The sequence below is a fragment of the Colwellia piezophila ATCC BAA-637 genome (assembly GCF_000378625.1).
Lineage (GTDB): Bacteria > Pseudomonadota > Gammaproteobacteria > Enterobacterales > Alteromonadaceae > Colwellia > Colwellia piezophila.
On the sequence record NZ_KB905163.1, the window covers coordinates 52,396 to 65,568 of the forward strand.

The window sequence follows — 13,173 nt, forward strand, 5'->3', positions numbered from 1 at the left end:
TGTTAGTGGTCATTGAGTAAGCTCCCATAGGGCGAATATCTAATAAAAGGAAAGGGTTCATATGCTGCGTTATTGATTTTGACAAGGACGCTACATGGATGTAGCTTCTTAGAGAATGCAGGAGCTTATTCTCCTGAATAACCATTCTCTTCAATCAATGCCTTGCCTCTAAACCCTTTAACTCTCGCTGAGTGGGAAAGAACTTAATCAACTTGGTATTAGACAGTAAATCGACTCACTTCGGTACTGAGTACTTGCGCTTGTTGGGATAGCTCTTCACTCATTTTCTCATTTTTCTTGGCTGATTCACCTGATTGTTCGGTCACATCTCTTATCATCACTACGTGCTGATTAACCTCAGAAGCAACGGTACTTTGTTCTTGAATAGCGGTGGCAATTGCGCTGTTCATATCCATGATTAACGCTACATCTTGTGTGATTTCATCAAGCATCGCACCTGCAGAGCTCGCCTGCGCAGCACTTTCATCGCCTTGATTACGACATTGCGCCATTAACAGTACAATTTCTTGAGTACGTTTTTGTAATAAGCCAATGATGGTTTCTATTTCTTGAGTGGAATCTTGAGTTCTGCTAGCGAGGGTTCTGACTTCATCGGCAACCACAGCAAAACCTCTGCCTTGCTCTCCCGCTCTAGCAGCCTCAATGGCGGCATTCAAAGCGAGTAAATTAGTTTGTTCGGCAATGCCGCGAATAACATCTAAAACGGAGGCGATGGTAATACTTTCTTTTTCTAATTCTTTAACAACATTTTCGGAATCAAGCAATTTAGCTGATAACTCGCTAATTTTATTTATCGTCTGCTCTACTCCTGCCTTACCTTTGTCAGCATTATTATTTGTCAATTCTGCCTTATGTGCAGCTTCTCGAGTATTAGTGGCTATTTCGTCTATTGTTGCAACCATTTGTGTGACCGCAGTTGCCACAAGGTCAGTTTGTTGCATTTGGGTTTCTACGCCTTCATTGGAGTTATAGATATTCTCCGCCAAGCTTCCTGTAGCAGTATTGAGGGTATTAACCGAATGATTAACCTCAACGATAAGCGAGCGAAAATTAGTCAGCATATGATTAAAAACTTCCGCCATTTCAGACAGTTCATCACCCCCGCTCACATCTACCTCAATGGTTAAGTCATTACTTTGAGCAATACCGTTCATGGTAAATTGTAAATTATTAATGCGACCTAGAATACTTTTACCTATCAACCACGCACTCACTAAGGCCACCAATAGCACAACGGTAAAAAGAGTATATGCTAAGGTGTTAATAAAGCTGACATCGTCTTGTACCGCAATCTCACTGGCAATAAATAGTTTTGATAATTCATTATCAACCTGATGAACAACATCACGCATCTCATTCATCACACCCATAGACTCGTTGTAGCCAAGATCTTTTTGAGCGCTGACTAAGTTTAAGAACGCGCTTTGATAGCCTTCAATAAGATTGCTAACCTCTTGTTTTTTGGCTGATGACAAATTACTATTTTGAGTACTTGAAAGTAACTTAATAACATTAGCTTTATGTTTATCGACATATTTATCATCGAGTCTGAGCATAAAGTCTTTTTCATTTCGTCTGAGCTGCAACATTTCACTACGCAGCTGGTAATGATCTTGGCCAATAAGTGTTTCTACATTATGGACCGATGCACGAAGTTTTCCATATAAGCCGGCTTTAGCATCTAGACCTATTCTCTTTTGCAGAGCAACAACGTTATTAAACTGAGCCTTATATTTAAGTAAAATACTCCCGGTACTCACTAACTCAGGCATGGTTAAACCCACTTGGATAAAATCCTCTGTCAACATAACGATTTGTTGTTGAGCTTTCCTCATTTGCAGGTTGAATTTTTCTGCGTATTTTATTTCTTTCCGGGCGACAAAGTCTTTTTCATCACGCCTCAGCTCGAGTACCGAAGCTTTAATATTACCAATGTTTTTGGCGATAGTGATGTCATGTTGTAAAGACGAGCTTTGATAACTCAATAGAACTAACATTAGGATCAAAGCTAACACTAAGATACTGGTGTTAGCGATTAGTTTGTGTTTGATAAGCATAGAATTAAACCTTAACGTTTAAACAAAATATTTTATTAAAATGATGACAAACCGGTGCTTATCCTTAGCTTATGTTCCTTTATTATCCACTTCTCGTTTTGTCATATGACAATAAAATACAAGTGATAAATAATACCCTAGCTTTTCCATATATCTAGTATAGTCCTGTATCGGTAAGTACCAGATTTTTTTTAATTTATTTTAATTTAATGGTAAGTTTATTATTTATAATAAATTTCCTGGCGAGAAGAATTAACATTTAATACATGTTTTAATCGTTTATCGAGTTTCATCATTGGAAAATTATGGTAATATTTTTAGCACTATTTTATTTTAAGGTAATGAAGCAATCTATCTTCGGCAAATAACTAGTCAGTAAAATAGCCTGAACGGCGCCACAGCCTAAATGATGTAATACATCACGTTGGTCAACGGTTTCCCTCCGCTATAACGCATTTACCCAAGCCGTGTGAAAGGTTAAACATCGCGTTAATAATAGTAAGATCAAAATCATTACTCGCCACTTCAATCATAAAAATTGTTTTGCCATCTCTCGCTATAACCTTGTAGTTTAGAGAATAAGCTTCTAAGATTTCATCTAGTTTAATCCCACAGTAATAGTGTTATTTAAATAGCTCAGCCCTTAAATTCAAGTGATAATTATCACCTATATAATGGCTTTTATTTTATAGATAACACGATATACTAACTTCAATATTCCCTTCCACTAAAGAGCACGAATATGCAATATAACACCTCTGAATTATGTGACTTTTATGCCGACTTGATTGATGTTATTGATCCTATCTTTTGTAATTATGGCGGTCGAAGCTCATTTGCAGGACAGGTTGTTACCGTAAAGTGTTTTGAAAATTTAGGCTTAATTGCCGAGCTAGTCAAGATGAACGGCACGGGGAAGGTGCTAGTTATTGATGGTGGCGGCTCGACTCGTCGTGCCCTCATTGATGCGAGTATTGCTCAATGTGCGGCGAGCAATGGTTGGGAAGGTATTGTTTGCTATGGTAGTGTTCGTGATGTAGATGCCTTAGAGGATGTTGATATGGGTATTCAAGCTTTAGTGGCAATTCCTGTTGGCGCAAATGATGAAAGTATAGGTGAAACGGATATTGCCATTAACTTTGCCAGTGTTACCATTCTGCCTGATGATCATATATATGCTGATAACACCGGCATTATATTGTCTGCTGAAGCATTAGATATCGAATAATAACAAGGCTAGTAAATCGACGGCCTTGTCTCCGGCGGGATAGACTCGGGATGTTGTAAATACCAATTTTCTAACCAAATGCTAACCTCCTCCGGTACCATGCCAGAGTGAATAATCTCACCTTGAATCAACTCACCTCCCATAGCAATATAAGCTTTAGATGCTTCATGTCTGTCAATATGAGTACCCACGAGTGGAATTTTCATACTACGTGTTAAGGTAACTAACGCATTGGTGATTGCTTTATCAACTCGGTTATTACTATCATCAGTAAGTTGTTGGCAATTAATTTTTAATTGATGAATAGCCATTTTTCGCACATAACGTAGTGATTCATAACTACCAGAGAAATTAGCTATTGAGATATTGATATCTAATGATTTAAGTTGGTCTATGATGCCTTTAACCCGTTGACTGGCATTGAGCATAACTTGTTCGTTGAACTCAATCATCAAATACTTGCCCGCTATGCCATGCTCTTGTAACTGTTGCTCAATAAAATCAACTAAATCGACTTCAAATAAACTCTCACTGGCTAAACTAACAGAGATTTTCTGGTAAACACCAATGCCCTGTAATTCTTTAAGAGTGGTAAATGCTTGGATAAACATCTGCCTTGTTAAACAGTAGAGTTCGCCGCTTTGCTCGGCAATCTCGGCAAAGTCAGTGAGTTCTAGGGGCTTAGGCTGGTCATCTTCATACCAGTGAGCTTTCAACTGAAAACCAACAATCTTATAGTTATTGGCGTTAACTTGAGGCTGTAAATAGAACAATATTTTTTTATCTTGTATCGCTTGACGAACTGATTCCATCCTAGCTAATTGGTTTTGGGTATGCAAAATACTGCTATTATCAAAGTAACTAATCAATTGCTGTGACTTTATACCATAAAGTAATGCATCCCCCGCATGCGAAACAAGTTCCTCAACACTGTTGCCATGCTCACCAGATACAGCAATCCCGAAAGCCAGCTCAAAATTTAACGAGAAACTTTTAAAGCTCATCGCATTAGGGACAGCATCACTTAACTGCTGACATAACTCCTTAAGTAAACTTTGACTATCAAAGCGGCTCTCGGTTAAATTATAAACCACTAAAAACTGTAAACTTTGTAGTCGAGCAATACGCACCGGCTCAGGGCTATTACCGAAACTTAATAAGTGGCTATTTCCCTTTATTTTTTGTTGTAGGCAATAGGCAAGTTGAAGTAAGAGTATATCTGAATTGTGATAACCCAACAAACTATTAACTTGTTGAAAATTAATAGGATTAAATACAACAGCAGCATAACACTGTCCAGTTCCTGATTTAAAAGCGCATTCGAATTTTTTTAATGCTTGTTGTGCGCTAGGTAAGTTTGTGACCGGATCATGGGTATAACTAAAAAGCTCCTCAACACTGATAGATTCACTACCGGTATTACGGTTTTCAGAGCTAAATATTTTCTGAGTCAGTAACCAAGCTAAGGTAATAGCGATAATTATAGCGGTGACATAGCTTATTATTGCTATTAAACCTACAGGTAATTGCTCGTAATACAGTTGAGCAAAGAGTGCTGAAAGGGCAACTACAGCAATAAAAACTATAAATAAAAAGAAATGTTTTTCGTTAAAACGACTCATATTTAACCAAACCCCATCCTAGGCTATCTAATTAAAGCAAATCCTAGCCTAATTAAAATATAGACTTTTGTACAGATATACTCATTTATTTCGAGCTAATATTAAGAGATACAACTAGTTTTTTTATTTTTTGAAAGTATGGGAGTATTTTCACCATCCATGATTAATAGGGCATCGACGAGGAAAAGAAAGCCATTTAAATTGTCATTTGACCAATAGCGTTGCAATTGTTTATCACTAGTCACAATGAGCGCTACAAAGTTCTTATAAGCACTGCTATCTTGATTTTTAAAACACTTTTGGCTCATTGCCTTGAGTCTACCCTTCCCTCTTAAGCATTCTCTAAAGATCATACTGTAATTATTAATCAGTGGGGTTATCATCTGCGTATATTTAATCAGTTGCTCATCTTCATTTGCTTGTGCCTGCTTTTTTAATCGCGCTAATCTTGTTTTTGAAAAATCTTGACCCCGAACTGCAATTAAGGCCATTGAATCGACCAGTGCTTTATTCTCTTTACGTGTGTTTAAGTTTTCACGTCTCTGCATTATTAGCTGTCGTTGTAATTTTTCTGTTCGAAAGAAAAAGTAAATGCTGATGCCGACAAACACAGCAGTTATCACTAAAACAAAAAACATTAAGAGACCTTAGATTGATTAATTTGGGTTACGTTAACAGATTCAGCCATACGAGCCAAAAAGAGGTAAGGGTCAATATCTTTAAAGTCTGGCGCAGTTAATGAGTATTTTACTATTATTGAAAAGCTACCTAAATTAGCAAAGGCTCGGTTATTCAAATCCTGAACTAACTTATCAATTTTATTAGCCACCTCTTCAGGACTTTGGTGTTCAATAATGACCAGATACTCACCTTCAGTTAATAGACCGGTAATATCAAAGTCGGTTAATTGCTCATTAATCAAACTAGCGATTGTTTTAGTCACTTCACTAAGCGTCTTCTTGTTGAAACGAAAAGTCAGTTCCTGCCAGTTTTCAATAACAAGATAACCAACACTCAAAGGGTATTGAAATTTTCGAGCTTTATTAAAAGCTCTTTGATAGTCAAATTTAGTTTGCCTAGGGCCTAGGAGAACATGACTTGGCTTATGCAACTCTTCGTAGGCTGAACTTATTCTTTTTGCCCTTAACCTGATGATAACAGCCAGTAAAGTGATAACCAAAAGACAAACAAGCGCAGCCAAACTAATAATGAAGGTACGTTGTTTTTGATACTTTTTGATAAAACTACTCGATAACTCGCTGCTGCTTGCTAATTTCACCGCCAAATTTCGTGATGCAGCAATAGATTCAATACTTTGTTTTTTCCCTAAACTTAAATGGGATAAACCATGTATAAGCGCAGAAGCCTTCTTTTTAGCTTTAAGTTTTTCACGTAGGATTTTTACGTGTTTTGCACGCCAAAAATCGGCATTTTGATAGTCATTCTTAACTCGGTACATCTCAGCGACCATGCTATAGAAGCCAGTAAATTCTATAGCTATATCCTGACCATTCAAAAGTTGTAACACTTGCTTTAATAGGACATGACCTTCTGCTACCAATTGTTCGCCTAACGTTGCTTTAGCCAAGGCCACCATGCTTTCAATACTTTGAGTCTGCATATTGTTTTGCTGAAAAACGGTGACGGCTTGCTCTAGAGGGGCAATGGCCTGAAAATATTGCTGCTGGTTCAAAAGCACAATACCTGTGCCTTTGTTTGCATAAGCGGCACTAATAGGTGCCTTTTTATTCTCGGCATGCTTTTTAGACTCCCAAAAAGCATTATAGGCATCATCAAATTGTAGTAAGTAAAAATAGGCGTAACCCAGATATAAATAGGTTTGATCTAAATTGCCCTTTTCATCCATTTTATACCTTAATTTTAATATCTTTAATTGCATTGTCAGCGCTGTTTGATAATCACCTAAATGATGGAAGGATAGTGCTATGATGGTTAATAACTTGATATGTTCGGTCAATTCACTTTGATTCATACCTAACTCAATTTGCTGTAAGTCTTTTAAAGCCTGCTGATGCTCTCCCATCACTGCCAACGCAACACTTCGATAACTTAACAAAAGTAATTCATACTTAATTGGGAGGCTAAACTCACTATTTTTTAACGCTGATTGAGTTAAGGATATTAACTGTTGGTACTGCTTTCTCGCCAAGTACACTTCGGCCAATTTTAACAATAGCGACAAATTAACTATATTATCCCTACTTTTCAGCGACAAACCACTTTGCGAAAATTTAAACACTTGATTTATATCTCTGTTATTGCTCGCGACAGTAGCAGACAGAAGGTACATTTTAGCGATTATATCATTTGAATACAGCTGTCTATTTTCTAGAATTTTAGTTGATATCTGCTTCACTCTTTGAGCATCGAGCTTTTCATTATTTTCTTTGAGTAATTGCTGTACTTGATTAGTCAAAATAGCCAACTCTGATAGCGGCTGCGCTAAAACTTTAATCGCTCCAAATAACATAACAAGGTTAAGTGTAAAAATAATGAAAAAAAGTAAGGATTTACTCAACATAAATAGACCGTTAGTGATTGAAAAAAAGAATGGGGAATAACTCGATATTACCGAGAACTATTTTTACCCTATAAAGGCGAACAAAAATAGCTTTTTCTGTTTACATTTACTTAATTAATCCTATAATGATTTTGAGCTGTAAAGCTTGAAAAGGGCAAACCTAATGAAAGTTAGGGACGCAAAGTTACCGGTCTAATGGGAAACCTATGATAGCGGGACTGCCAAGTTTAGATATAGTGGGGGCTTATCTTGATGCGATAATTCGCTATCTTATCCTTCCGTTTTCTTTGCGTGCCCGTTCTCCTTTATTCCTTAAAAGATCACATTTCTTACTAAAATACACTTTAATCGGGATGACTCAATTAATGAAAACTGTAAGGTCACTTTATCTCCTTAAATTTATAGTAGAAAAAGTGATACCAATTTAATTAAATTATTGCTCAATTACGCTGGTTAAAATACGCCATGTCAGCGTACTCTCAATCCCAATAGCTAGCTATTGCTCAATCGTTCGCTTTGCCCTGAGTTATTTTTCCTATGCACAACAAGATCACCAAGTTAATGGAACTGGTATGAGTGAAAAACCTAATATTTCATGATGAAAATTTGGCCCTTCACTCAGATAAATAAAGTAATACCAATCGGACTAATTAATCCGTTTGGTATAATTAACGCAGTGACTTACTCGTTACTGTTTGTTCACTGATATATTTCATCACTACCTTTTCCATCATAGGTAATGGCATAGAGCCGTGTTTGAGTAATTGGTCATGAAAGTCTCTTAAATCAAAGTCTTTTCCTAACGTTTTTTCAGCTTCTTGACGTAAACGCTTAATCGTTAATTCGCCCATTTTGTAGGATAATGCTTGTCCTGGCCATGAGATATAACGATCTATTTCTGTCTGCACATTATGTAGTGATAAAGCAGTATTATCCGCTAAAAATGCCATTGCTTTTGCGCGACTCCATCCTTGAGTATGCATGCCAGTATCGACTACGAGTCGGCATGCTCGCCACATTTCATAAGTTAAACGGCCAAAATCATGATAAGGGTCTTCATACATGCCAGCTTCAATACCTAAATATTCTGAGTATAAACCCCAACCTTCACCAAATGCCGAAATGTAAGTTCGATTTCTAAACTTTGCGACGTCTTGCATTTCTTTTGCAAGAGATATTTGTAAATGATGCCCTGGCACAGCTTCATGAAGTGTTAGTGCGGTTAATACATAAAGTGGTCTTCTATCAAGTCTGTAGGTATTAACCCAATAATTGCCAGGTTGGTCATCACGAGATGAACCCGCATATCGACCCGTCGTGTACTTAGGCGCAATGTTAGCTGGCACAGCCATAACCCCATAAGGTGTTCTTGGTAGTGTTTTAAACAGAGCGGGAAGTTTAGCATCCATTTTCTTGGCAATAAATGACGCTTCTTTTAACAACTCAGTCGGTGTTGAGGCATAAAACTGTGGATCTGTACGTAAAAACTGCACAAAATCGCTGAAGCTGCCGTCAAAGTTAACTTGTTCAATAATGTCTTCCATTTCTGCACGTATCCGCTTGACCTCCACTAAGCCTTGCTGATGTACTTGCCCTGCTGTCATCGGTAGCGTGGTATAATGCACTAACCTATTTTGATAGTATTTATTACCATTAGGCAAAGAAGTGGCGGCAATATTATCACGGGCATTTGGCTGATATTCATTAACCATAAAATCATAATAAGCTTTATATGCAGGCATCACTTTAGCCGTTAAAATTTGCTTAGCTTGTCGTTGTAACTCTTTTTGCTGGCTTTGATTGATAAAAGCCGACATTTTAATAAATGGTTTATAGTAACCACTCTGCGTTACATCTTCTTTAATATAAGCCGCGATAGACTGCTCAAACCCTACAAGCACGATTTTAGGTTGGCTAATGCCGTGTTTAAGACCTTCTTTCATCCAGTGAGTCTGCTGTGAAAAGTAATTGGGTAGCGCAGCTAAGCGGGCTAAATAGTCTTGGTAATCAGCAAAAGTTTTAAAGTCAATTTTGCTGGAGATACCTGCAATCCAAACATGAAAGCCTGACTCTGCCGTCAATGGCATGTAATGCTCTTTATTAGTGTAGTTATCTAACTGATTTTTGAGGCTATAAGTGAGAACAGATAAATTAATTTGATTTTCTTGCGTTAACATTTCAGCATCTATTGCAATCAATTGCTGATATATGACTAAGCCTTGCTGGTATTTCTTTAATAAGCTAGCGGCTGATAAATCAGGTAATATCGCATTATTACCACCGACTTCAGGTTGATTGAAGGGGCTTGATTGTAAGTAAAAATCTTCATGGGCTTGAATGATTGTCGCTAATTGTTGATCTTCGCTTTGATCATCATTATTAATATTAACAGCATGGCTGGTATTCATGAGGCAAAGACTAACAGCCAAAAATACAAGGTAAGTAACTAAGGTCTTCATTGGGGTAACTCAAAAAAGGAAGGAGGCACGATAATAACGTGAAGTAAATTATCCTGCCTTAATTTTTTTGTGTCTTTATTGTTAACTTTTGGGTTAACACTACATTTTAAAGAAAAGTTCTCTATAAACTTTGAGCTCAGCAATAGACTCTTTTATATCGTCTAAGGCCAAATGTGCACCCGTTTTGACAACTGAATCAAGTACTTCGGGTTTCCAGCGTCTTGCCAATTCTTTAATAGTACTAACATCGAGGTTACGGTAATGAAAATGCTCTTCAAAGTCAGGCATATATTTATTAATAAAACGTCTATCTTGTCCGATGCTATTACCACACATAGGAGACTTACCTTTTGGCACCCACGCTTGAATAAAAGCTAAGCTTTGTTCGGTTGCTTGCGTTAAGCTTACCTTGCTATCACGACACCGCTGGGTAAGTCCTGACTTGCCATGATGCTCAATACACCACGGGTTCATATTATTTAATACGTCATCACTTTGATTGATAGCAAAAATTGGTCCTTGCGCTAACATATTTAAATGACTATCGGTGATAATGATAGCTATTTCTAAAATAACATCATCTGCTGGCTCTAACCCGGTCATTTCCAGATCAAGCCAAATTAAATTACTGTCATTACCCACCATAAACTTCCCTTAAAAAAATGCACAAGCATTCGCATATAATTGTTAGTATAATACGTCAGAACTAAGTTGGATCAAATTAAATAGATGAATAAATCACATGTCTAAGGTAAAAAAACTGACCAAAGGTCAACAAAGGCGTATCAAAGCCAATCATGATAAAAAGCTTTCAGGCAAAAACACTAAAAATAAAGTGCAATGGCAAGATGATGATTTAGGTGCTCCCGAGCAAGGGGTCATTATTAGTCGCTTTGGGCAACATGCCGATGTAGAAGATGGTTCGGGTAAAGTCTTTCGCTGTAATTTACGCCGCTCCATTTCCTCCCTTGTCTGTGGTGACAAGGTACTATGGCGACAGGGCAAAGAAAGCCAGCACTCAATTACCGGAATTATTGAAGCTGTCCACGAGCGAGACTCAGTATTAAGTCGTCCCGATGTTTATGATGGCGTTAAACCTATCGCAGCAAATATCAGTCAAATTTTGATTGTTTCTTCGGTCTTACCTGTTTTTAATAGCGATATTATTGATCGGTACTTAGTCGCCGCTGAGCAGACCGGTATTACCCCAGTCATTGTACTCAATAAGACGGATTTATTAACAACCATCAGTAGCAATGAGCAAGCATCGATCGCTAAACAGCTCAAAATCTATCACGATATTGGTTATCACGTTCTCTATGCTAGTAGTACGACGCGCGATGGTATTGATGAACTTAAAGTACAATTGGCACAACATACCAGTATTTTTGTCGGTCAATCCGGCGTTGGAAAGTCAACGTTAGTTAATGCCCTTATGCCTGGCGTAGGAATATTAACAAAAGAAGTCTCTGAAAACTCCGGCCTAGGGCAACATACCACGACAGTAGCGCGTTTATACCACTTTGATGAAGGCGGTGACTTAATTGACTCCCCTGGCATTCGTGAATTCGGTCTATGGCATTTAACACCCGAGCAAGTATGCCATGGTTTTACCGAGTTCTCAGATTTCCTTGGTTTGTGTAAATTTCGAGATTGTAAACATCAAATAGACCCTGGTTGTGCCTTAATAGCCGCCGCAAAGGATAAAAAAATTAATCCTGCCCGCTTAGCTAGCTTTCAGCGTATCTTAGCTAGCCTCAATGATAATACATTAACCTCACGTTTTAACAATTAAGGAAAACGAGTGTCTTCAAACAATAATCTTAGCGATAAAATAAAAATCACCTTGCAATACATTATGCCTAAACATGCTATTTCACGTTTAGTTGGTAAGTTAGCCGCTGCAAAAATGGGCTGGTTAACCACTAAGCTTATTAGTCTATTTATTAATGCATATGGCATCAATATGGATGAAGCGAAACTAAAAAAGGCCAGTGACTTTGACACTTTTAATAATTTTTTTACTCGCGAATTAGAAGAAGGTGCTCGCCAAATCAATAATGATGAAAACACTATATGCTACCCAGTAGATGGTGCTATTAGTCAACAAGGTGATATTGTTGATGGGCAACTTATCCAAGCGAAAGGCTTTAATTATAGCCTAACCACGTTACTTGGTGGTGATGAAAAAACTGCAGCCCCTTTTCAAGGCGGAAAATTTTCTTGTATTTACCTTGCACCAAAAGATTATCACCGAATCCATATGCCAATGGCAGCAACATTACGTGAAATGATTTACATCCCCGGCGAACTATTTTCAGTTAACCCCCTTACCGCTGAAAATGTACCTGATCTTTTTGCTCGAAATGAGCGTGTCGTTGCCATTTTTGATACCGAATTCGGCGAACTAGCTATGATATTGGTTGGCGCTACGATTGTTGCTAGTATTGAAACAACCTGGGCAGGTACAATTACCCCCCCAGCAGGTAAAGCTATCTTCAGATGGCAATACCCACAAGGAGGTAGCGATGCGATTACCTTTGAGAAAGGGGATGAAATGGGCCGCTTCAAGTTAGGTTCAACGGTTGTCAGTGCTTTCGCCCCAAAAATGCTAAGTGAATTTGCCCAAGATGCAGGGCCTGGTACTGTCACTCGCCTTGGCGAGATCTATGCTTCCCTTAAAAAGTCATAAATGTGGACTGTAGTTCAGATAAAGCATCAAAAACCCATCATTGAATAAAAATGTTGCTCATTTAGTGTACTCAATATATGCTTAGACAAAATACGATTACATTCGTATCTTGTCTAATATGATAAAAAATATCAGCCAAAACTAACACTACCACATAAAGGATATATAAATGGCGCAGGATAATTCCGTTGTTAAGCCCACTGAAGCTGAGTTAACACTGCTTAATGTGCTTTGGAAAATGGGACCCGCTACGGTCAGGCAGGTTCATGATGTTGTTAGCATTACACAAAAAACTGGCTATACTACTGTTTTAAAAATATTACAGATCATGCATGAAAAATCGTTAGTCATTCGCGATGAAAGTAATCGAGCTCATGTTTATGCTACGGCTAATAGCCAAACACAAACACAATCGTCACTTATTAAAGACTTAATTAGTAAAGCATTTGGCGGTTCAACATCAAAATTGGTTATGCGCGCTATTGATGATTCAACCAGTGCTCAAGAAATTAGTGATATACGTCAACTATTAAACTCATTAGAAAAGTAGCT

Annotated in this window: 10 protein-coding genes and 1 riboswitch; of the genes, 4 read left to right on the forward strand and 6 right to left on the reverse strand. The window is 37.8% G+C overall.

Translation table 11 applies throughout. The features are described from left to right. Positions 1-218 precede the first annotated feature (218 nt). The gene (locus F580_RS0107615) at positions 219-2,078 is read right to left on the reverse strand and encodes a methyl-accepting chemotaxis protein (protein ID WP_019027115.1); all 1,860 of its coding nucleotides are present in this window, start codon (positions 2,076-2,078) and stop codon (positions 219-221) included. Positions 2,079-2,820: 742 nt separating this feature from the next. On the opposite strand from F580_RS0107615, the gene rraA reads away from it, so the two are divergent. After that, entirely contained in the window at positions 2,821-3,306 is a 486-nt protein-coding gene (gene rraA / locus F580_RS0107620; RefSeq protein ID WP_019027116.1) for a ribonuclease E activity regulator RraA, read from the forward strand. 8 nt (positions 3,307-3,314) lie between these two features. On the opposite strand, the gene F580_RS0107625 is transcribed toward rraA, so the two are convergent. The 5 genes from F580_RS0107625 to orn form a co-directional block, all read right to left on the reverse strand. Then, the gene (locus F580_RS0107625) at positions 3,315-4,928 is read right to left on the reverse strand and encodes a GGDEF domain-containing phosphodiesterase (RefSeq protein WP_019027117.1); all 1,614 of its coding nucleotides are present in this window, start codon (positions 4,926-4,928) and stop codon (positions 3,315-3,317) included. A gap of 101 nt (positions 4,929-5,029) precedes the next feature. Further along, the gene (locus tag F580_RS0107630) at positions 5,030-5,566 is read right to left on the reverse strand and encodes a hypothetical protein (protein ID WP_019027118.1); all 537 of its coding nucleotides are present in this window, start codon (positions 5,564-5,566) and stop codon (positions 5,030-5,032) included. Next, positions 5,566-7,470, reverse strand: coding sequence for a tetratricopeptide repeat protein (locus tag F580_RS0107635; RefSeq protein ID WP_019027119.1), 1,905 nt, complete (start codon positions 7,468-7,470; stop codon positions 5,566-5,568). Before F580_RS0107635 ends, F580_RS0107630 begins: the two co-directional genes overlap by 1 nt. Before the next feature lie 143 nt (positions 7,471-7,613). Further along, a riboswitch (cyclic di-GMP riboswitch) is annotated at positions 7,614-7,696 on the forward strand. A 442-nt stretch (positions 7,697-8,138) separates the two neighbouring features. Further along, complete coding sequence (locus F580_RS0107645) at positions 8,139-9,878, reverse strand: DUF885 domain-containing protein (protein WP_019027121.1); 1,740 nt, start codon at positions 9,876-9,878, stop codon at positions 8,139-8,141. A 150-nt stretch (positions 9,879-10,028) separates the two neighbouring features. Next, positions 10,029-10,574, reverse strand: a complete 546-nt coding sequence (gene orn, locus F580_RS0107650; RefSeq protein ID WP_019027122.1) for an oligoribonuclease — start codon at positions 10,572-10,574, stop codon at positions 10,029-10,031. 97 nt (positions 10,575-10,671) lie between these two features. Between orn and rsgA the strand changes: the two genes are divergently transcribed. The 3 genes from rsgA to F580_RS0107665 all read left to right on the forward strand — a co-directional run bounded on the left by rsgA (position 10,672) and on the right by F580_RS0107665 (position 13,171). After that, positions 10,672-11,724: a small ribosomal subunit biogenesis GTPase RsgA gene (rsgA, locus tag F580_RS0107655; protein ID WP_019027123.1), complete on the forward strand. Its 1,053-nt coding sequence runs from the start codon at positions 10,672-10,674 to the stop codon at positions 11,722-11,724. Between the two features lie 63 nt (positions 11,725-11,787). Further along, on the forward strand, positions 11,788-12,621 hold the full coding sequence (gene asd, locus F580_RS0107660; RefSeq protein ID WP_040357074.1) for an archaetidylserine decarboxylase: 834 nt from the start codon (positions 11,788-11,790) through the stop codon (positions 12,619-12,621). Between the two features lie 169 nt (positions 12,622-12,790). Continuing rightward, positions 12,791-13,171, forward strand: coding sequence for a BlaI/MecI/CopY family transcriptional regulator (locus tag F580_RS0107665; protein WP_019027125.1), 381 nt, complete (start codon positions 12,791-12,793; stop codon positions 13,169-13,171). Positions 13,172-13,173 lie beyond the last annotated feature (2 nt).

What these genes read in the sequence shown, in the direction of transcription:
- F580_RS0107615 (WP_019027115.1), bottom strand. Translation starts at nt 2,078, where the DNA reads ATGCTTATCAAACACAAACTAATCGCTAACACCAGTATCTTAGTGTTA.
- rraA (WP_019027116.1), top strand. Translation starts at nt 2,821, where the DNA reads ATGCAATATAACACCTCTGAATTATGTGACTTTTATGCCGACTTGATT.
- F580_RS0107625 (WP_019027117.1), bottom strand. Translation starts at nt 4,928, where the DNA reads ATGAGTCGTTTTAACGAAAAACATTTCTTTTTATTTATAGTTTTTATT.
- F580_RS0107630 (WP_019027118.1), bottom strand. Translation starts at nt 5,566, where the DNA reads ATGTTTTTTGTTTTAGTGATAACTGCTGTGTTTGTCGGCATCAGCATT.
- F580_RS0107635 (WP_019027119.1), bottom strand. Translation starts at nt 7,470, where the DNA reads ATGTTGAGTAAATCCTTACTTTTTTTCATTATTTTTACACTTAACCTT.
- F580_RS0107645 (WP_019027121.1), bottom strand. Translation starts at nt 9,878, where the DNA reads ATGAATACCAGCCATGCTGTTAATATTAATAATGATGATCAAAGCGAA.
- orn (WP_019027122.1), bottom strand. Translation starts at nt 10,574, where the DNA reads ATGGTGGGTAATGACAGTAATTTAATTTGGCTTGATCTGGAAATGACC.
- rsgA (WP_019027123.1), top strand. Translation starts at nt 10,672, where the DNA reads ATGTCTAAGGTAAAAAAACTGACCAAAGGTCAACAAAGGCGTATCAAA.
- asd (WP_040357074.1), top strand. Translation starts at nt 11,788, where the DNA reads ATGCCTAAACATGCTATTTCACGTTTAGTTGGTAAGTTAGCCGCTGCA.
- F580_RS0107665 (WP_019027125.1), top strand. Translation starts at nt 12,791, where the DNA reads ATGGCGCAGGATAATTCCGTTGTTAAGCCCACTGAAGCTGAGTTAACA.